The sequence below is a fragment of the Trinickia violacea genome, from assembly GCF_005280735.1.
Taxonomy (GTDB): Bacteria; Pseudomonadota; Gammaproteobacteria; order Burkholderiales; family Burkholderiaceae; genus Trinickia_A; species Trinickia_A violacea.
In genome coordinates this window covers 955,892-975,457 of the sequence record NZ_CP040077.1, presented here as the reverse complement: position 1 = coordinate 975,457, position 19,566 = coordinate 955,892, and the positions used below count along the sequence as shown (strand labels likewise).

Sequence of the window (19,566 nt, the reverse complement as noted above, 5' to 3'; positions counted from 1 at the left end):
ACCCTCGTTGGCAACCGCAGAACTCGCAGGAAAACACCTCGTACTGGGCATGACGGGCGGCATCGCCTGCTACAAGATCGCCGAGCTGACGCGGCTCTTGACCAAGGCCGGCGCGACCGTGCAAATCGCGATGACCGAAGCGGCCACGCAGTTCATCACGCCGGTCACGATGCAGGCGCTCTCGGGGCGCCCGGTCTACACGAGCCAGTGGGATGCGCGCATCGACAACAACATGCCGCACATCGACCTGTCGCGTGAAGCGGACGCGATCGTGATCGCGCCCGCGTCGACCGATTTCCTCGCGAAGCTCGCCCACGGCATGGCCGACGACCTGCTCTCCACGCTGTGCATCGCGCGCGATTGTCCGCTGCTCGTCGTCCCGGCGATGAACCGCCAGATGTGGCAGAACCCGGCGACGCAGCGCAACGTCGCGCAACTGCGCGCCGACGGCGTGCTCGTGCTCGGCCCGGATTCCGGCGCGCAGGCATGCGGCGAAGTGGGCGACGGCCGCATGATCGAGCCGGAAGCGGCCTATGAGGCCATTGCCTCGTTCTTTCAGCCGAAGGTGCTGGCTAGCCGGCGCGTGCTGATCACGGCCGGCCCGACCTTCGAGCCGCTCGATCCGGTGCGCGGCATCACGAACCTCTCCAGCGGCAAGATGGGTTTTGCGCTCGCGCGCGCCGCGCAGCAGGCCGGCGCGGACGTGCATCTGGTGGCCGGCCCGGTCGCGCTCGATACGCCCTGGGGCGTGTTCCGGGAAGACGTGCAAACGGCCCAGCAAATGCATGACGCCGTCATGCAGGCAGTGGTGGATTGCGACATCTTCATTGCGGTCGCCGCCGTTGCGGATTGGCGTGTGGATCACGTAAGCGTGCATAAAATCAAGAAGACGGCCGACCGCAAGATGCCGAGCTTTACGTTTGTCGAGAACCCGGACATCCTCGCGGCGGTGGCAAAGCTGCCGCATCCGCCGTTCTGCGTTGGCTTCGCTGCGGAAAGCGGCAACCTCGACGTGAACGGCGAAGAAAAGCGCGTCCGCAAGAACGTGCCGCTGCTGATCGGCAATCTCGGCCCGCAAACGTTCGGCCGCGACGATAATGAAGTGGCGCTGTTCGAAGCCGGCGGCGTGACCAAGCTGCCGCGCGCAGACAAAACGACGCTCGCGCAAACGCTGATCGGCGAGATCGCTCGCAGATTGCCGGACACGAGCCTGATTTCCTAATCGGGGATTGGACTAGCGGCTTAACTCGGAGCGGTACTGCCATGACGCTACTTTCCGTGCTCGATCAAACGCCCGTGATCGACGGGCACTCGGTGGCCGACGCCATTGCCGCCACCCTCGAGCTCGCGCAGCTCGCCGACGATCTCGGCTACACGCGCTACTGGTGCGCCGAGCACCACGGCCTGCGAGGGGTTTCGAACCCTTGCCCCGAAGTGATGCTGGCCCGGCTCGGCAGCCTCACCCAACGCATCCGCATCGGCTCCGGCGGCATCATGCTGCCCTACTACAGCCCGTTCAAGGTCGCCGAGCAGTTCCTGATGCTCGAAGCGCTGTTCCCGAACCGCGTCGACCTCGGCGTCGGACGCGCGCCCGGCGGCGACATGCGCACCGCTCAGGCGGTGGCGGCCGGTCAATACAACCGCGGCGAAATCTTCGCCGAGCAAGTCGCCGATCTCGTCGCGCTGATGAGCGGCAAGCTGCCGCTCGACCACCTCGCGCAAGGCGTGCTGCTGCAGCCGCAAATCGCGACGCGTCCGCAACTGTGGATGCTCGGCTCGAGCGATTTCGGCGGCATGCTCGCGGCGCGGCTCGGCATGCGATTTGCATTTGCGCATTTCATCAACGCGCACTTCGGGCATCACGTCGGCGAAGCGTATCGAGATCGCTTCACGCCGGGCCACGAAGAGAAGCCCTACCTTGCCGCGTCCGTCTTCGTGATTTGCGCGGATACGGAAAAGGAGGCCGCCGACCTCGAACGGGCCGTCGACCTGCGCCGCGTGCAAATGGCGTACGGTTTGAACGCGCCGATTCCGTCGATCGAACAAGGCCGCCTGCAGGAATTCGCCGAGCGCGACCAGCTCGTGATCGATCGCGAGAAGCCGCGCAGCATCATCGGGACGCCGGAATCGGTGACGGCGCGCCTCACCGAAGTGAGAGACCTATTCGACGCCGACGAATTGATCATCCTGACCGTCGCCGGCAGTTATCGTGCCCGGCTGCGCTCATACGAACTCCTCGCTCAAGCTTTCGAGCTCGGGCGCGACAACCCAACCGCTTGACCCTCACTCAACCAAGTCTGCATGAAACTCGACCTGAAGATTCTCGATGCGCGTATGCGCGACCAGCTTCCCGCCTACGCGACGTCCGGCAGCGCCGGCCTCGATTTGCGTGCGTGCCTCGACGAACCGCTGACGCTGGAACCGGGCCAGACCGCACTGGTGCCGACCGGCCTCGCGATCCACGTCGGCGATCCGGGCTACGCGGCGATGATCCTGCCGCGCTCGGGTCTCGGGCACAAGCACGGCATCGTGCTCGGCAACCTCGTCGGGCTGATCGATTCGGACTATCAGGGCCAATTGATGATTTCGACGTGGAACCGCGGACACACCACGTTCACGCTGAATCCGATGGAGCGCCTGGCGCAGCTCGTGATCGTGCCGGTCGTGCAAGCGCACTTCAATATCGTCGACGAGTTCGACGAGAGCGACCGCGGCGCCGGCGGCTTCGGAAGCACGGGCAAGCATTGATGCTGCGGCAGGGTTTAGCGCCCTGTTGAACCGGAGGCTCCAAAAGCAAAACGGCGCGGGAATCAACCCGCGCCGTTTTGCTTCCATTACCTGCGAATCGCGTTCGCTCGTTACTCGGCTTCGACCGTCTCCGGATTCGGATTGCGCGGTGCGGCGTTCTCGTCGAACGTGAGCAGCACCTTGTCGTTCTCGTCGACATCGACCGTCACGCGGCCGCCGTTCATCAGCTTGCCGAACAGCAACTCGTCGGCCAGCGCACGGCGGATCGTATCCTGAATCAGACGCTGCATCGGACGCGCGCCCATCAACGGATCGAAACCGTGCTTCGCGAGGTGCTTGCGCAACGCGTCGGTGAAGAGCGCGTCGACCTTCTTCTCGTGCAGTTGATCTTCGAGCTGCATCAGGAACTTGTCGACCACGCGCATGATGATTTCTTCATCGAGCGAACGGAAGCTGATCGTCGCATCGAGGCGGTTGCGGAACTCAGGCGTGAACATCCGCTTGATATCGGCCATTTCGTCGCCGGTTTCGCGGCGGCTCGTGAAGCCGATCGTTCCCTTTTGCATCGACTCGGCGCCCGCGTTCGTCGTCATGATGATGATGACGTTGCGGAAATCCGCCTTGCGGCCGTTGTTGTCGGTCAGCGTGCCGTGGTCCATCACCTGCAGCAGCACGTTGAAGATGTCCGGATGCGCCTTCTCGATTTCGTCGAGCAGGAGCACGCAGTGCGGCTTCTTCGTGACGGCCTCGGTCAGGAGACCGCCTTGGTCGAACCCGACATATCCCGGCGGCGCGCCGATCAAGCGGCTCACCGCGTGACGCTCCATGTATTCGGACATGTCGAAGCGGATCAGCTCGATGCCGAGCGTGAACGCGAGCTGACGCGCCACTTCGGTCTTGCCGACGCCCGTCGGGCCCGAGAACAGGAACGCGCCGATCGGCTTGTCGGTCTTGCCGAGGCCCGCGCGCGCCATCTTGATCGAAGCGGACAGCGCGTCGATGGCCGGGTCTTGCCCGAACACGACGCTCTTCAGGTCGCGATCGAGCGTCTGGAGCTTGCTGCGATCGTCCTGCGACACGCTCTGCGCCGGCACGCGTGCGATCTTCGAGATGATTTCCTCGATCTCGCTCTTGCCGATCGTCTTCTTCTGCTTCGACTTCGGCAGGATGCGTTGAGCGGCGCCGGCTTCGTCGATCACGTCGATCGCCTTGTCCGGCAGATGACGATCGGTGATGAAGCGCGCCGACAGCTCAGCCGCCGCCGACAACGCCCCCGACGAATACTTCACGCCGTGGTGCTCTTCGAAGCGCGACTTCAGGCCGCGCAGGATCGCCACCGTCTGCTCGACAGTCGGCTCGGTCACGTCGATCTTCTGGAAGCGCCGCGAGAGCGCCGCGTCCTTTTCGAAGATGCCGCGATATTCGGTGAAGGTGGTCGCACCGATGCACTTGAGCGTGCCCGACGACAGCGCCGGCTTCAGCAGATTCGATGCATCGAGCGTGCCGCCAGACGCGGCGCCCGCGCCGATCAGCGTATGAATTTCATCGATGAACAGAATCGCATGCGGACGCTCTTTCAATTCTTTCAGCACCGTCTTGAGACGTTGCTCGAAATCGCCGCGATACTTGGTGCCCGCGAGCAGTGCGCCCATGTCGAGCGAATAGACCTGCGCGTCCGCGAGGATATCGGGCACTTCGCCGCGCGTGATGCGCCAGGCCAGCCCCTCGGCGATCGCCGTCTTGCCGACGCCGGCTTCGCCCACGAGGAGCGGATTATTTTTGCGACGGCGGCACAGCACCTGTACCACGCGCTCGACTTCCAGTTCGCGCCCAATCAGCGGATCGATGCGGCCGTCTTTCGCCATCTGGTTCAGGTTCTGCGTGAACTGCGCGAGCGGCGTTTCCTTCTGCGCGGCGGCTTCGTCGGCCTCGGCGTTCGCGTCGCTCGCCTTGGCGGCGTCGCTGCTGCTCGTCTTCGCAATGCCGTGCGAAATGAAATTGACGACGTCGAGGCGCGTCACGCCCTGCTGCTGCAGGTAGTAGACCGCATGCGAATCCTTCTCGCCGAAGATCGCGACCAGCACGTTCGCGCCCGTCACTTCCTTCTTGCCGTTCGAGGTCGACTGGACGTGCATGATCGCGCGCTGGATCACTCGCTGAAAGCCGAGTGTCGGCTGCGTATCGACGTCGTCGGTGCCGGGAACAGTAGGCGTGTTGTCGTGGATGAAATTGCGCAGGTTCTGGCGCAGATCCTCGATGTTGGCCGCGCACGCACGCAACACTTCTGCTGCCGTCGGATTGTCCAACAAGGCCAGTAAAAGATGTTCGACCGTTATGAACTCGTGCCGCGCCTGGCGTGCTTCCATAAACGCCATGTGCAAGCTCACTTCCAGTTCCTGGGCAATCATGCTTCCTCCATCACGCACTGCAGCGGATGCCCTGCCTGCCTTGCGTGGGTAACGACTTGCTCGACCTTGGTCGACGCGATGTCTCGCGTGTAGACCCCACAAACTCCCCGCCCCTCGCGATGGACCTTCAGCATGATCTGCGTCGCGGTCTCGCGGTCTTTATTGAAATATTCCTGCACGATCATCACGACAAATTCCATTGGCGTGAAATCGTCGTTCAGCAACACCACCTTATACATGGAAGGCGGTTTCAGCTTCTTTTCCTGCCGCTCCAGTACGGTGCTGTCTTGCTTGTCCGGAATAATCGCCATACACCCATTCTAAACAACTCGGACAGGCCCGCAATCCTGTCAAAACCCGACCGCCTGGCCGGTGGCTCAATCGCTGCCGCCCGACGGTCCCCCATCGCGCACGCTCGCATTCTCGCGGCCGATCGCGGCGCCGGCCTTCGACATCGCCGGGGTTCGTTGCTGCCCCTTGGCAGAGTCGAGTCGAGTATCGCACATCGCGTGCCGACGGGCTGAGAGCCCGTCCCGGCGCGGCCCGTGACCCTATGTGCGTCGATTATGCGTCTTTTCAAGACTCGACGCTTGCGCTGGCGCACACAAGAAAAGCAGGAAAAACCCTAGAAATGCGTTTGATACAACGCTCCACACAACGTCTCAAAATTCACTTGACACTCGAATAAAGAGATCCAACAATCAAGCTGGCACTTTTTTTCAGCTGGCCGCAGCAGGTGCGTAGGTACGAAAAAATGCCGAGGTGAGCTAGTGAGGAGGGGGCGGCTGCGTTCCGTGGCCGCTGAGCTTTTCGAGCGTGCTCGTGGTAGGACATGAGTTACAGGGGAAGTTGGTATGGCAACTGGTACGGTCAAATGGTTCAATGACGCGAAAGGCTTCGGATTCATCACGCCCGACGAAGGCGGCGAGGATCTGTTTGCACACTTCTCGGCCATCCAGATGAACGGTTTCAAGACGCTCAAGGAAGGTCAGAAGGTCAGCTTCGAAGTCGTGCAAGGACCTAAAGGCAAACAGGCATCGAACATCCAGGCCGCTGCCTGATAACGTTCGATTCGCTGAGCTTTGGAAACCCGGCCTCGTGCCGGGTTTCTTTTTGGCTTATTGATATCTCAAAGATCTCGAAGCCGCGTCAAATCCCACCATATAGAAAACGCGCGCTGACTTTGTTTCAGATGACTTTCAGCGTGCCCATCATGCCGAGATCCTCGTGCTCGAGAATGTGACAGTGAAACATGCGTTCGCCGCGCATCGATTGCATCGTCGCGATTCGCACGGTCTCCCCCGGCTTCACGTTCGCCATGTCGCGCCAGGCGCGAAACGGCTCGGGAATCGTCTTGCCGTCGGACTCGCGCTCCACTATCTGGAATTGCGTGCCGTGTAGATGGAACGGATGATCCATATCGGTACGATTCTCGATCGACCATAGCTCGACCTCGCCGCGGCGGCTCGTCAGCGTGGTGCGGTTCGGGTCGTAGGTTGCGCCGTTGATCAGGAAGCTCATGCCCGCTGGCATGCCGTGATTCGATGCGCCAGGACGGTGCATCGCGGCCATGTCCATCTGCTCGGAGAACACGACGGATTTGCGCGCCGTGGGCTTGCCCAGCGAAGTGATCGTGCGTAAATGCGTCGGCAGCAGGCGCTGCGCCTGAATGTTGGCGCTAGACGCCTCGACATCGTTCGCGTCTGCGGCGGGTGTGAATTCGACGTCCGCGAGCGCGCGCGACGGGTCGGGCGGCAAGCTGCCGTGCGTCATCGCCATCTTGCTCCGGTCGTAGACGGCCGCCGTCAGCACCGCGCGCGACGGCGCCGTGCGCGCGCCCTCCGCGCCCTCCCCACTCCCCGCACGCACGATCAGCTCTGCGCGCTCGCCCGGCACCAGCAGCAGCTCCGTCAAATCCTCGCGCGGACTTTCGAGCAAGCCTCCGTCGGTGCCGACTTGGGCGAAGCGGCGGCCGTCGTCGAAGGTCAAACGCACGTAGCGCGCGCTGCTCGCGTTCCACACGCGCCAGCGCTCGTCTCGCGACACGACGATCCGCGGCCTCCGCACGCCATTGACGAGCACGAACTGCCCTTCCCGGCCGTTCATCCAGTCCATCATGTCGTTCGGCGCTACCGTGCCGTCCGCGGCCAGCTTCAGATCGCTGATGAACAGATGCCGCTCGGGCCACTCGGCGAGCGGATCGTCGGCGGCCCGCACGATGATCGGCCCCGCGAGACCGCGATAGACCTGCTCAGCCGTCACCATGTGCGGATGCGGGTGATACCAGTACGTGCCGGCGCTGCCGCGCGGCAGCGTAAAGCGATAGACGTGCGTCGCGCCCGGTGCAACCGGGTTCATTGGGTTGCCGTCCTGATCGGGCGGCACGGGCATGCCGTGCCAATGAATCGTCGAAGGCTGCAGCAAGCCGTTGACGAACGCAATCTCGACCGTGTCGCCTTCTCGCACGTCGATCAACGGACCGACGACGGGACCATTGATCGGGCTTCCGGATACGGCGGACGGATCGTCGCCATATAGCCAAAACGATGTCGTCGTGCCCGGCAGCAACTCGAGTGAATGCGGCTTCGCGACCAGCGTCGCGCGAAAAACGCCGCGCTCGCCGCTTTGGTTGACCAGCGTGCGCAAGGCCGGCAACGATGCGCCGGCAGGCAGCGCATCGGCGGGCGCGAGCGCCGCGGACATCATCGGCATCTTGCCGGCGGGCATCGACGGCATGGCTGGCATGTTGGGCATCTCCATCATGCCGTGCGCATGCTGCTGGGCGAATACGTCGCGAGCGAACAGCGACGCGGCCGCCGCGCCAAGCGTGCGGACCAGAAATTCTCTGCGAATCATCGAGGGTTCCTCATTGCAAGCGAAGCGCGTGCAAACCGCGCTTCGCGATTGACCGTTTGCGAAAGGGGCAACGTGCGGACGCGTCGCGATGCGCGTCGGTCCACAGCAGTCGTGCCAATGAAGGCTTCGGATTGCCCCATCGATTGGCGCAACGGTCAGGCGATAGGAGGACGCCAAGGCGGCGCGTGTGTGAGGCTCGCGGGTGCGGCGTCGGTCGGGACCGGTGGTGCGCAAGCCGCCGCCGCATTCGGCGAGAAATGAAACGCGCTCGGCAATGCGCCGCAGTGAAGTCCGCACGCGACGGTGCAGCAAGCGTGCCCACAGTCATGGCCGGCGGCATCGTTGCCCGTGGCGCAGTGCGTGTCGCGAGGCGGTAGTGCAACTAGAGTCGAGAGCGCCGCATCGGCGTGACGCGCTGCGAAGAAATCGCCCGTTGCGGGCAAGACGGAAAGCTCACTTCCGGCAGCACCCACCTGATGTGCGAACGCGCCCGTCATCGGAAGCGCCGACAGCAGGAAAACCAGAAGAATGCGCGACATCCACTTCATGAATGCACCAAAAAGCAAAGCCGCCGAACGGACTTGTTCACGCTCGGGCGAATGAAACCGGATCAATCGAATGATATCGCAAAGCGCTCCGCGCACTCGGCCGTGCCGCCGACTAACTCGAGCAAAACGCACGAAACTCGATACCCCCGGAAGCAAACTCGAGATAAAAACCAATCCATAAAAATATCAACGAGTTATCTCGCAAGCCAATCGATTGATCTTCAATGCGCTCAATAAACCAGAAGCCGAACCGTTAATAGCTATGCAGCACAAGAAAGACAACTCGGCGAACCATTTGCAAACCTAAATTCAGCTTTATTAATCTTGCAAATTACTTTCACTTCCGCGAGTAATTCAATGATTCCGATTTCACATGGAATCCGAGCGGCAAGCCGAAAGCGTCGAGGAGAAGCTGCAAAAGCCGGTGAATCGGCGCGAAACGTTGCTTCAAGAAGGTGCATCCCCATACCACGGGTGGCGAATCACAATAAACAATATTTCCGAGATATGACCAAACTTAACGTTAAATCACTCAATCCGGCCAAATCGAGATTGGCACTTGCCGTTACCGGCGCTTTGGCATTTTCTATTCTCGCGGGCTGCGGAGGCGGCGGCGGTAGCAGCGCCGCCACTTCCGCGAATAATTCCGCAACTCCCACGCAGATGACGGGAACCGTGGCAGTCGGCAATGCCGTGGCCAACGCCAACGTCACGGTGATCGACGTGAACGGCAACAGCACGACCGCCACCAGCAACAGCTCGGGAACCTACACGGTGTCGTTGAGCGGCCTGACCGCGCCGTTCATGGTCGTGGCGGCCGATCCGTCGGGCGTGAATCCGACGCTGGTCTCGGTGGTGTCCCAATTGCCGAGCGGCACGAGCGCGCCCGTCGTCGCCAACGTCACGACGCTGACCACCGCCGTCGCCTCTCTGCTGACGACGAGCGGCAACCCGCTCGACCTCTCGGCAAGCGGCAGCCTCAAATCGCTCGTGACGCCATCGTCTGTTTCCAGCGCGGTCGCGACGCTCGATAGCGCGCTGGCTCCGATCTTGAGCGCCAACGGCCTCAGCGCTTCGTTCGATCCGATCGGAACCGCGTTCACGCCGAACCAGACCGGCCCCGACGCCGTCATCGACTCGGTGCAGATCGTGCCGAATCCTTCGGGCGGCACGGAGCTGGTGTCGAGCGCCAATCCGTCGGCCGGCTTTCCGCTGGTTCAGGGCAGCTCGGTCTCGGCGCCGCTCGCCGCACCGCCCGCTCCGGCCAACTACCTGACCTCGCTGATCTCCACGCTCAGCCAGTGCCTGTCGGCCTCGTCGACGTCGTGCTCGGCCATCGATTCGAGCTACCTCGAAAACGGCTTCACCCGTTTCGCGACGGCGCATCCGTCGCTGACGGCGTCCGGCGCGACGCTCGGCATGCCGCACACGGTCAAGTTCTTCACGGGCACCAACGGCAAGCAACAGGCGCTCATCGCGCTGCCCTACACGCTGAACGGCGCGAACGGCGAAGACGTCACCGTCGCGCAGGAAACCAGCAGCGGCACGTGGGACATCATCGGCAATCAGCAGCAGTACAACGTCACGATCACGTCTTACGTGAGCCGCCGCATTTTCGTCGACAGCGCCGATGCACCGTTCGGACGCTACGAATCCGGTCTCGGCATCAGCATCCCGGCGGGCGCAACGGGTACGCCGAACCCGGCGAATCTCGCTTCGGCATCGGTGACGGGTCCGGGCATCAACGGCACGATCTATCTGGTGCCGCGCAATGCAACGGGCAACACCACGCTCGGGCTGACGAGCCAGGCGCTCACGAGCGTCCCGACGGGCGGCGTGACGACGAACTCGAACACCAGCCTCTATCGCTGGTCGTGGGCAGCGCTGCCCGGCGCGACCTCGACGTTCACGCCGGGGACGAACAGTCTCGGCTTCTACACGCCGCAACCGATCGCGGTGTCGAGCGTCCCGCAATTCGCGACGTACACGGTCACGTTCTACGACGCCAGCGGCAATCAGCTCGGCAGCACGAGCGTCATGAACATCACGCCGACAGCCGCCGCATCGGCGGGCGCGAGCGTGCCGTGGCAGTCGCTGACGCCCAGCACGCTGATCTCCGCGCTGATGCCTGGCGGCTCGCTCGCCACCACTGCGCAGACCTCGATCAGCTTGTCGTGGTCGAACCTGATCAACAATCAGAACATCGCACCGCTGGTGGCGAAAGCGCAGATTCAGGCCATGCCGGGCACGGGCGTGACGCCGTCGACGGAAGTCGATGGGTGGTGGGTCGGGCCGACGCCGTTCGCGGCCAATGGTCAGTACACGGAGTCGGTGACGGCCGGCGTGGCGCAGAACAACGTGCAGCAATGCACGAGCACGTGTGCGTTCCCGTCGCTGATCGTCGGCGGTTCGCGCCTTGCCGAGTTGTACTGGACCGTCGGCAAGACGGCGTACTACAACGAGTGGAAGTACAACGATTGATCACCGATCGTCAATAAGAAACCCCGGCGAGCCTCTGACTCGACCGGGGTTTTCATTTCAGCCCGTGAAGGCTCGAACACTCACTACATATTCTCGATCATCACCTGCCCGAAGCCCGAGCACGATACTTGCGTCGCGCCTTCCATCAAGCGCGCGAAGTCATACGTGACACGCTTTTGCAGAATCGACTTTTCCATCGACGCGATGATGATATCGGCCGCTTCGGTCCAGCCGAGGTGACGCAGCATCATTTCCGCCGACAGGATTTCCGAACCCGGGTTCACGTAGTCCTTGCCTGCGTACTTCGGCGCCGTGCCGTGCGTCGCTTCGAACATCGCAACCGAATCCGACATGTTCGCACCCGGCGCAATGCCGATACCGCCGACTTGCGCGGCCAAGGCGTCGGAGATGTAATCGCCGTTCAGGTTCAGCGTCGCGATCACGTCGTACTCGGCCGGACGCAGCAGGATCTGCTGGAGGAACGCATCCGCGATCACGTCCTTGATGACGATGTCGCTGCCCGTCTTCGGGTTCTTGATCTTCATCCACGGGCCGCCGTCCACCAGCTCCGCGCTGAATTCCTTCGCCGCGAGCGCGTAACCGTAGTCACGGAACGCGCCTTCCGTGAACTTCATGATGTTGCCCTTGTGAACGAGCGTGACCGAGCGGCGGTCGTTGTCGATCGCATACTGGATCGCCTTGCGCACGAGACGCTCCGTGCCCTCGCGCGACACCGGCTTCACGCCGACGCCCGACGAATCCGGGAAGCGGATCTTCTTCACGCCCATCTCTTCCTGCAGGAACTTGATGACCTTCTTGGCCTGCTCGGATCCGGCCTGCCATTCGATGCCGGCGTAGATGTCTTCGGAGTTCTCGCGGAAGATCACCATGTTGGTCTTTTCCGGCTCGCGCACCGGCGACGGCACGCCCTTGAAGTACTGCACCGGACGCAGACACACATACAAATCCAGTTCCTGGCGCAGCGCGACGTTGAGCGAACGGATGCCGCCGCCGACCGGCGTCGTGAGCGGCCCCTTGATCGATACGACGTAGTCCTTCAGCACTTGCAGGGTTTCTTCCGGCAGCCACACGTCCGGGCCGTACACCTTGGTCGCTTTCTCGCCCGCGTAGATTTCCATCCAGTGGATCTTGCGCTTGCCGCCGTAGGCTTTTTCGACGGCGGCGTCGACCACCTTGATCATTACCGGCGTGATGTCGAAGCCCGTGCCGTCGCCTTCGATGTACGGAATGATCGGCTGGTCGGAAACGTTGAGCGAAAAGTCGGCGTTGACAGTGATCTTGTCACCGCCGATCGGGAGCTTGATGTGCTGATACGGCATGATCGACTCCAGTGTTGGCTGAGCTTGGTATAGGAAGCAGAGGGGAACTGCAAAACCGGGCGCTATCTCACTGCAAGCAACGCCGGACGCCACGAGCGGCCAGACCGCTATTCTAGCCCACGCGGCTTATGCGGGCTGGGCAGGGAGAACTGCCGGGTGCCGCGCGCAGCAGAGCGCAGCAAGCACGACACCGAGCAAGTCTTATATAAGACATAAGACTTCACGCACCGTATTATGCATTAACATTCCGCCATTTGCCATCGACGCCACCTGAGCCCGGCACCTTATCCGAGGCGCACCGGCGGCGCGCCGAAGCGCTTCGGCGGATAAGCCGGATAAGCGTGGCCGTGCTCGAGTTAGCGGAAATTCCTGTATGCCCTTGATCGCTCTCAACAAACCTTTCGGCACGATCTGCCAGTTCTCGCAGCACGACACGCGCGCGTCGCTCGCGGACTGGGTGAAGACGCCGGGCGTCTATCCGGCTGGACGCCTCGACGCCGACAGCGAGGGCCTCCTGCTCCTGACCGACGACGGCGCACTGCAAGCGCGCATTGCCGAGCCGCGTCACAAACTTGTCAAACGGTATTGGGCGCAGGTGGAAGGCGCCGTCGACGAAACGGCGCTAAAAGCGCTTGCGCGCGGCGTGGATCTGGGTGACTACGTGACGCGCCCGTGCCGCGCCGAGTTCGTCGAACCGCCCGAGACCCTCTGGCCGCGCACGCCGCCGATCCGCTATCGTGCGGCGATTCCGACCACGTGGATCGAGCTTGCGATCACCGAGGGCAAAAACCGTCAAGTGCGGCGAATGACCGCGGCGGTCGGCTTTCCGACGCTGCGGCTCGTGCGCGTCGGCATCGGCGCGCTCGATATCTTTGCGCTCGGCCTTGAGCCAGGTCAGACCACGACGCTGCCGCCGCGTGCGCCGTGGGACGGCATCGCCTGACGTTTCACGAATGTTTCACACTCGCACCGCCGCACCTGATTCCCACTAAGCCGTTGTACCGAAAAGTTTTTTTGCACCTCTTCGGCTATCCCAAATTGGTTGCGAACGCATCTATCGCCGAAGAATAGCGGCTTCCCACTATCTCGAATATGAATTCGCGAAAAATCTCGTCAACCGACTCGCAAACCCACGCGTTATTCGACGCAGATGCCGCCGAAAGCTATCCGGCATTAGCCTCAAGGTCGTTTGTCCTAGCCGTTACGGCGGTGTGAACAGGCGGTCCCACAGCTCGCAGACGCGTCAGCAAAATTGTTTGATGCGGCTGTCAACCGAAAGGTGGATGGCACGTTTACCGACTTGACTCAATGACCGGGTCATTTGGTTAATTAACTAAAGCTGAGGATTTACAAAATGAACAAACTGATCGCCGCTCTGGTCGCTGGCCTCTTCGCAACGGCTGCTTTCGCACAAGCTTCGGCTCCGGCTCCGGCTGCTTCGGGCGCAATGGCTGCTCCGGCCGCTGCTGCTTCGACGGCTAAGAAGGCAACGCACAAGTCGCACGCTAAGAAGCACGCTAAGAAGGCAGAAGCCGCTTCGGCAGCTTCGGAGTAAGTTTGTCGTAACAACGCAGTCAAGAACTAGCAGTCCTGCCGTTCTTTACGGCGTTGAAAGGCAGATGGCCGCAAGGCGATCTGCCTTTTTCTTTTGGTTTGATGGCCGCTCGCGTAACATGCGCAGGTTCCAATCAGCAAGGAGTAGTGTCGTGCGATTTTCCCCGAGCTCGTTGATGGCGCGCGTGGCGCTTGCCGTCGCATTGCCGGTCGCCGCCCTGTCGTTCGCCGCATCGAGCGCCGCGTACGCGCAGCAAATGCCTCCCGGCGCCAAACAGCCGGGCGACTTCCCGCGCGCGAAACTGTCGATCGGCATGTATGCGATCGACGCCGCCGTGGCCGCGAACGACGCCGACCGCGAACAGGGCCTCATGTATCGCACGAAGCTCGAACCGAACGAAGGGATGCTGTTCGTGTTCAACGAGAACGCCGTGCATTGCTTCTGGATGAAGAACACGCTGATCCCGCTGTCGATCGCGTTCATGCGCGCCGACGGCACGGTCACCGACATCGACGAGATGCAGGCCGAGACCACCAACAACCACTGCCCGACGAACAACGGCGTCTATGCGCTGGAAATGAGCAAGGGGTGGTTCGCCGCGAAGGGCATCAAGCCCGGCATGAAGATTCAAGGCTTGCCGCAGCCGCAATAAGGCTGCGCTTCGGAGCGCCCCGAAGAGACGCTCTAGCCACGCGAACTCGATCCGCCAACCCCACGCCAGGCCGCGCTCCCCGCCGCCGCGCCGGGCGTGCTTTTCCGGCGCTTACGCCCGCCGCGCCAGCCCTTCCCGGGACTGGCAAGATTCCTGCAAAAGCCTTCGCCAAGCGCTATTCTTGTAGTCTGTCACCGCAAGCGCCGCGCCCGGTCGTCCGGCCAAGCCGCACGATCCGGCGTTTCCGGCCGCGCGGTCCGCCAGCGCCGCCCGTCAGGTAACGTCGGCGGCGCCTAACTCCAAGGAGGCTCACGTGCCCCGCAAGACCCCCATCGAGCGCTACCGGAACATCGGCATCAGCGCTCACATCGATGCCGGCAAGACCACCACCACCGAACGCATTCTGTTCTACACCGGCGTGAGCCATAAGATCGGAGAGGTTCACGACGGCGCGGCGACGATGGACTGGATGGAGCAGGAGCAAGAGCGCGGCATCACGATCACGTCCGCTGCGACCACGGCTTTCTGGAAAGGCATGGCCGGCAACTACCCCGAGCATCGGATCAACATCATCGACACCCCGGGGCACGTCGACTTCACGATCGAAGTCGAGCGCTCGATGCGCGTGCTCGACGGCGCGTGCATGGTGTACGACTCGGTCGGCGGCGTGCAGCCGCAATCGGAAACGGTGTGGCGCCAGGCGAACAAGTACAAGGTGCCGCGCATCGCGTTCGTCAACAAGATGGACCGCGTCGGCGCCGATTTCTTCCGCGTGCAGCGGCAGATCGGCGAGCGCCTGAAAGGCGTCGCCGTGCCGATCCAGATTCCGGTCGGCGCGGAAGATCACTTCCAGGGCGTGATCGACCTCGTGAAGATGAAGGCGATCATCTGGGATGAGGAAAGCCAGGGCGTCAAGTTCGAGTATCAGGACATCCCCGACAACCTCAAGGCTACTGCCCAGGAATGGCGCGAGAAGATGGTCGAGGCCGCCGCCGAGGCGAGCGAGGAACTGCTCGAGAAATACCTCGAGGATCACCATTCGCTGACCGAAGAAGACATCAAGACCGCGCTGCGCAAGCGCACGATCGCCAACGAGATCGTGCCGATGCTGTGCGGCAGCGCGTTCAAGAACAAGGGCGTGCAGGCGATGCTCGACGCCGTGATCGACTATCTGCCCTCGCCCGTCGACGTGCCCGCGATTCTCGGCCACGACGAGGACGACAAGGAAGCGGAACGCCATCCGAGCGACGAAGAGCCGTTCTCCGCGCTCGCGTTCAAGATCATGACCGACCCGTTCGTGGGCCAGTTGATCTTCTTCCGCGTCTATTCGGGCGTCGTCAATTCGGGCGACACGGTCTACAACCCGGTGAAGTCGAAGAAGGAGCGGCTCGGGCGCATCCTGCAGATGCACGCGAACGAGCGCAAGGAAATCAAGGAAGTGTATGCGGGCGATATCGCGGCGGCGGTCGGCCTGAAGGAAGCGACGACCGGCGATACGCTCTGCGACCCGGACCACATCATCATCCTCGAGAAGATGATCTTCCCCGAACCGGTGATCTCGCAGGCCGTCGAGCCGAAGACGAAAGCCGACCAGGAAAAGATGGGCATCGCGCTCAATCGTCTCGCGCAGGAAGATCCGTCGTTCCGCGTGCAAACCGATGAGGAATCCGGCCAGACGATCATCTCGGGCATGGGCGAGCTGCACCTCGAAATTCTCGTCGACCGCATGAAGCGCGAGTTCGGCGTCGAAGCGACGGTCGGCAAGCCGCAGGTCGCGTATCGCGAGACGATCCGCACCACGGCCGAAGACGTCGAAGGCAAGTTCGTCAAGCAGTCGGGCGGGCGCGGCCAGTACGGCCACGTCGTGCTCAAGCTCGAACCGCAGAAGCCCGGCGGCGGTTATGAATTCGTCGACGCGATCAAGGGCGGCGTGGTGCCGCGCGAATTCATTCCGGCCGTCGACAAGGGCATTCAGGAGACGCTCAAGTCCGGCGTGCTCGCGGGCTATCCGGTCGTCGACATCAAGGCGACGCTCACGTTCGGTTCCTACCACGACGTCGACTCGAACGAAAACGCGTTCCGGATGGCCGGCTCGATGGCATTCAAGGAAGGCATGCGCCGCGCGAAGCCGGTGCTGCTCGAGCCGATGATGCACGTCGAAGTGGAGACGCCGGAAGACTTCATGGGCAACGTGATGGGCGATCTGTCGAGCCGGCGCGGCATCGTGCAGGGCATGGAGGACATCGCCGGCGGCGGCGGCAAGCTCGTGCGCGCCGAGGTGCCGCTCGCCGAAATGTTCGGCTACTCGACGTCGCTGCGCTCGCTCACGCAAGGGCGCGCCACCTACACGATGGAGTTCAAGCACTACGCCGAGACGCCGGGGAATGTGTCGGAGGCGATCATCAACTCGAAGTCGACGAGGTGAACGCGGGCCGGGCAGGGTCCCGGCCCGATGCTTCCGGCAAGCGATACGGCCCATCCGAAGCACACCGTTTCGGATGGGTTTTTTCTTCAAGCGATGCAAGGAGACGTCATGAGCGAGCAACCCGGCACTTCAGGCGAACATGACCACGTGGACTGGCGCGAGCACGGCGTGAAAGTGATCCGCGGCGACCAGCTCGACACCCACACCGCGCAGACGCCTGGCATGAACCGCGCGGCGGCGATCGACGCGGCGCGCGTCGGGGCCCAGAAGATCTGGGCCGGCACGGTCACCATCCATCCGAACGCGAAGACGGGCGCGCATCACCACGGCGCGCTCGAAAGCGTGATCTACGTCGTGCGCGGCCGGGCGCGCATGCGCTGGGGCGAGCACCTCGAATTCACGGCCGAAGCGGGCCCCGGCGACTTCATCTTCGTGCCGCCCTACGTGCCGCACCAGGAGATCAACGCGAGCACCGACGAGCCGCTCGAATGCGTGGTCGTGCGCAGCGACAACGAGGCGGTCGTCGTGAACCTGAATATCGATGCCGTCGAATCGCCGGAGACCGTCTATTGGGTCGATCCCATCCACAAGCATCCGCACGATGATTGAATCGGGAACGCTGCTTGCTGGCCGCCCGATAGCGCAGCCATAGCAGCGGCTTTTGCGCCGCAGCGACGCACGGCGAACGCCCCGTTGTCGGCATGACACACATCGGCGGGCTTCCCGTCCCGCGGGCCGCCCGCAGCACGCACGAACGCGACGCAAACGGGTCCAATCGCTTACACTAAAACCGCTTTCATCATCGCAGTACCGCTCGTCTCAAACGCGCCCCAGGAGGCGCGCCCCTCCACGAAACGGAAAACTCATCGATGAAGACTCCTGCGGAACTCCGCTTGGCTCTCGAAGCCGCCCGCCGCGATGCCGGCGAATTGGGCAATCACGCCATCGACGAATATCTCGCGGGCCGCGTGACGCGCCGCGAACTGCTGCGCCACGCCAGCGTGATGGGGCTTTCAGGCTTGCTGGTCGCTGCCGGCGGCGGCGCGCTCCTCGTGCCGCGCACGGCGCGTGCGCAAGGCGCGAGCGGCGCCAACGCGACGATCCGCGTCGCCCAGCTGATGCCGGCCGGCGCAATCAACCCGCTGACTGTGTCGGACGCCTCGGGCGCCGGGCTCTTGACCCAGACGGGCGAGTTCCTGGTCGACGACGACAGCGAGCACTTGGCGCTGAAACCGTCGCTCGCATTGTCGTGGCAGCCGAACGACAAGGGCGACGTGTGGACCTTCAAGCTGCGCCAGAACGTCAAGTTCCACGACGGCCAGCCGTTCACGGCGAAAGACGTCGCGGCCACGTTCGACCGCCTCGCCGACCCGGCGAGCGGCTCGGCGGCGCTGTCGGTGTTCAAGGGCGTGCTGTCGAAGGGCGGCACGCAGGTCGTCGACGATCACACGGTCGCGTTCCATCTCGACGCGCCCAACGGCAACTTCCCCTACTACGTTTCCTCCGACAATTACAACGCCGTGATGCTGCCGGCGAACTTCAGCGGCAACTACGAAGCGAGCTTCGTCGGCACCGGTCCGTTCAAGCTCGAGAAGTACACGCCGAAGGTCGGTGCCTCGTTCGTGCGCAACCCCGACTACTGGGGCGAAAAAGCGTTGCCGGAGCGCGTACAGTTTTCGTTCTACGCGGACCAGCAGGCGCAGATCCTCGCGCTGCAGGGCCGGCAGGCCGACGTGATGGTCGCCTTCACGATTCAGGGCGGCGCCGGCATCGTGAACAATCCCAGCTTCAAGGTGATAGGCGTGAAGTCGAGCGCGCATCGGCAGGTCCACATGCGCAACGATCTCGCGCCGTTCACCGACAAGCGCGTGCGCCAGGCGCTCGCTCTCGTGATCAATCGCGACGTGATGGTGCGCGGGCTCTTCCACGGCCGCGCGGAACTCGGCAACGACAGCCCGTTTGCGCCGGTGTTTCCCTCGACGGACACCGCGATCCCACAGCGCAAGCTCGACCTCGCGAAGGCCAAGCAATTGCTGGCGCAGGCGGGACACCCGAACGGCTTCGACGTCACGCTCACCACCGAGAAGTTCATGGAGATTCCCGATCTGGCGGTCGTCATCCAGAACGCGGCGAAAGCGATCGGCGTGAACACATCGCTCAAGGTCGAGAGCCAGGAGCTTTACTACGGCGCGGGCACGCCCGGCAAATCGGACTGGCTCGACTCGCCGCTCGGCATCACCGACTACGGCCACCGCGGCGTGCCGAACGTGTTCCTGAGCGCGCCGCTCACCTCGAGCGGCACCTGGAACGCGGCGCACTTCAAGAACCCGCAGTACGATGCGCTCGTCGCGCAGTTCGTCGGCGCGCTCGGCATCGCGCAGCAGAAGAAGATCTCCGGTCAGATCCAGACGCTCTTGCTCGACGAGACGCCCGTCGTGATCCCATACTTCTTCGATCAGTTGATTGCGACACGCAAGACGGTCAACGGGGTGCGCTTTTCGGCGCTCCAGCAGCTGTACTTCGATCGCGCGACGCTCACGGCTTAATTTGGCA

16 protein-coding genes are annotated in these 19,566 nt (G+C 63.0%); 11 read left to right on the top strand and 5 right to left on the bottom strand.

All coding sequences use genetic code 11. The features are described 5' to 3' along the window. Nucleotides 1–7 precede the first annotated feature (7 nt). The 3 genes from coaBC to dut are packed head-to-tail and all read left to right on the top strand — an operon-like array spanning nucleotide 8 to nucleotide 2,748. The gene (gene coaBC / locus FAZ95_RS04385; protein ID WP_137331334.1) at nucleotides 8–1,222 is read left to right on the top strand and encodes a bifunctional phosphopantothenoylcysteine decarboxylase/phosphopantothenate--cysteine ligase CoaBC; all 1,215 of its coding nucleotides are present in this window, start codon (nucleotides 8–10) and stop codon (nucleotides 1,220–1,222) included. A 41-nt stretch (nucleotides 1,223–1,263) separates the two neighbouring features. Next, a complete protein-coding gene (locus FAZ95_RS04380) occupies nucleotides 1,264–2,280 on the top strand; it encodes an LLM class flavin-dependent oxidoreductase (RefSeq protein WP_137331333.1) in 1,017 nt (338 codons plus the stop codon). A 21-nt stretch (nucleotides 2,281–2,301) separates the two neighbouring features. Further along, a complete protein-coding gene (gene dut, locus FAZ95_RS04375) occupies nucleotides 2,302–2,748 on the top strand; it encodes a dUTP diphosphatase (protein ID WP_137331332.1) in 447 nt (148 codons plus the stop codon). A gap of 110 nt (nucleotides 2,749–2,858) precedes the next feature. On the opposite strand, the gene clpA is transcribed toward dut, so the two are convergent. Then, nucleotides 2,859–5,156 (bottom strand): ATP-dependent Clp protease ATP-binding subunit ClpA, encoded by a 2,298-nt coding sequence (gene clpA, locus FAZ95_RS04370; protein WP_137331331.1) that lies wholly within the window; start codon nucleotides 5,154–5,156, stop codon nucleotides 2,859–2,861. Next, nucleotides 5,153–5,467, bottom strand: a complete 315-nt coding sequence (gene clpS, locus FAZ95_RS04365) for an ATP-dependent Clp protease adapter ClpS (protein ID WP_137331330.1) — start codon at nucleotides 5,465–5,467, stop codon at nucleotides 5,153–5,155. The genes clpA and clpS overlap by 4 nt, the downstream gene beginning before the upstream one ends. A gap of 543 nt (nucleotides 5,468–6,010) precedes the next feature. On the opposite strand from clpS, the gene cspD reads away from it, so the two are divergent. After that, complete coding sequence (cspD, locus tag FAZ95_RS04360) at nucleotides 6,011–6,217, top strand: cold shock domain-containing protein CspD (protein WP_017776809.1); 207 nt, start codon at nucleotides 6,011–6,013, stop codon at nucleotides 6,215–6,217. Nucleotides 6,218–6,344: 127 nt separating this feature from the next. Here the strand turns inward: cspD and FAZ95_RS04355 are convergent, their stop codons facing one another. Together FAZ95_RS04355 and FAZ95_RS04350 are read right to left on the bottom strand one after the other, a co-directional pair. Then, nucleotides 6,345–8,012 carry a multicopper oxidase family protein gene (locus FAZ95_RS04355; RefSeq protein ID WP_137331329.1) on the bottom strand — a complete coding sequence of 556 codons (1,668 nt, stop codon included), beginning with the start codon at nucleotides 8,010–8,012 and terminating at the stop codon, nucleotides 6,345–6,347. A gap of 155 nt (nucleotides 8,013–8,167) precedes the next feature. Then, nucleotides 8,168–8,560, bottom strand: coding sequence for a hypothetical protein (locus FAZ95_RS04350; RefSeq protein WP_137331328.1), 393 nt, complete (start codon nucleotides 8,558–8,560; stop codon nucleotides 8,168–8,170). 675 nt (nucleotides 8,561–9,235) lie between these two features. Here FAZ95_RS04350 and FAZ95_RS04345 point away from each other — a divergent pair. Then, on the top strand, nucleotides 9,236–11,041 hold the full coding sequence (locus FAZ95_RS04345) for a hypothetical protein (RefSeq protein WP_137331327.1): 1,806 nt from the start codon (nucleotides 9,236–9,238) through the stop codon (nucleotides 11,039–11,041). 83 nt (nucleotides 11,042–11,124) lie between these two features. Here FAZ95_RS04345 and icd read toward each other — a convergent pair whose 3' ends face one another. Then, nucleotides 11,125–12,381, bottom strand: coding sequence for an NADP-dependent isocitrate dehydrogenase (gene icd / locus FAZ95_RS04340; RefSeq protein WP_137331326.1), 1,257 nt, complete (start codon nucleotides 12,379–12,381; stop codon nucleotides 11,125–11,127). Nucleotides 12,382–12,754: 373 nt separating this feature from the next. Here icd and FAZ95_RS04335 point away from each other — a divergent pair, with 373 nt between their 5' ends. The 6 genes from FAZ95_RS04335 to FAZ95_RS04310 all read left to right on the top strand — a co-directional run bounded on the left by FAZ95_RS04335 (nucleotide 12,755) and on the right by FAZ95_RS04310 (nucleotide 19,559). After that, on the top strand, nucleotides 12,755–13,324 hold the full coding sequence (locus tag FAZ95_RS04335) for a pseudouridine synthase (protein WP_137331325.1): 570 nt from the start codon (nucleotides 12,755–12,757) through the stop codon (nucleotides 13,322–13,324). A gap of 411 nt (nucleotides 13,325–13,735) precedes the next feature. Continuing rightward, complete coding sequence (locus FAZ95_RS04330; RefSeq protein WP_137331324.1) at nucleotides 13,736–13,936, top strand: hypothetical protein; 201 nt, start codon at nucleotides 13,736–13,738, stop codon at nucleotides 13,934–13,936. A gap of 151 nt (nucleotides 13,937–14,087) precedes the next feature. Then, on the top strand, nucleotides 14,088–14,588 hold the full coding sequence (locus FAZ95_RS04325; protein ID WP_137331323.1) for a DUF192 domain-containing protein: 501 nt from the start codon (nucleotides 14,088–14,090) through the stop codon (nucleotides 14,586–14,588). 313 nt (nucleotides 14,589–14,901) lie between these two features. Further along, the gene (gene fusA / locus FAZ95_RS04320) at nucleotides 14,902–17,013 is read left to right on the top strand and encodes an elongation factor G (protein WP_137331322.1); all 2,112 of its coding nucleotides are present in this window, start codon (nucleotides 14,902–14,904) and stop codon (nucleotides 17,011–17,013) included. A gap of 108 nt (nucleotides 17,014–17,121) precedes the next feature. After that, on the top strand, nucleotides 17,122–17,622 hold the full coding sequence (locus tag FAZ95_RS04315) for a cupin domain-containing protein (protein ID WP_137331321.1): 501 nt from the start codon (nucleotides 17,122–17,124) through the stop codon (nucleotides 17,620–17,622). A 260-nt stretch (nucleotides 17,623–17,882) separates the two neighbouring features. Then, entirely contained in the window at nucleotides 17,883–19,559 is a 1,677-nt protein-coding gene (locus tag FAZ95_RS04310; RefSeq protein ID WP_137331320.1) for an ABC transporter substrate-binding protein, read from the top strand. The last annotated feature ends 7 nt before the right edge of the window (nucleotides 19,560–19,566 follow it).

Coding starts and splice junctions, on each gene's coding strand:
- FAZ95_RS04380 (WP_137331333.1), top strand. CDS start 1,264: ATGACGCTACTTTCCGTGCTCGATCAAACGCCCGTGATCGACGGGCAC.
- dut (WP_137331332.1), top strand. CDS start 2,302: ATGAAACTCGACCTGAAGATTCTCGATGCGCGTATGCGCGACCAGCTT.
- clpA (WP_137331331.1), bottom strand. CDS start 5,156: ATGATTGCCCAGGAACTGGAAGTGAGCTTGCACATGGCGTTTATGGAA.
- clpS (WP_137331330.1), bottom strand. CDS start 5,467: ATGGCGATTATTCCGGACAAGCAAGACAGCACCGTACTGGAGCGGCAG.
- cspD (WP_017776809.1), top strand. CDS start 6,011: ATGGCAACTGGTACGGTCAAATGGTTCAATGACGCGAAAGGCTTCGGA.
- FAZ95_RS04355 (WP_137331329.1), bottom strand. CDS start 8,012: ATGATTCGCAGAGAATTTCTGGTCCGCACGCTTGGCGCGGCGGCCGCG.
- FAZ95_RS04350 (WP_137331328.1), bottom strand. CDS start 8,560: ATGAAGTGGATGTCGCGCATTCTTCTGGTTTTCCTGCTGTCGGCGCTT.
- icd (WP_137331326.1), bottom strand. CDS start 12,381: ATGCCGTATCAGCACATCAAGCTCCCGATCGGCGGTGACAAGATCACT.
- FAZ95_RS04335 (WP_137331325.1), top strand. CDS start 12,755: ATGCCCTTGATCGCTCTCAACAAACCTTTCGGCACGATCTGCCAGTTC.
- FAZ95_RS04330 (WP_137331324.1), top strand. CDS start 13,736: ATGAACAAACTGATCGCCGCTCTGGTCGCTGGCCTCTTCGCAACGGCT.
- FAZ95_RS04315 (WP_137331321.1), top strand. CDS start 17,122: ATGAGCGAGCAACCCGGCACTTCAGGCGAACATGACCACGTGGACTGG.
- FAZ95_RS04310 (WP_137331320.1), top strand. CDS start 17,883: ATGAAGACTCCTGCGGAACTCCGCTTGGCTCTCGAAGCCGCCCGCCGC.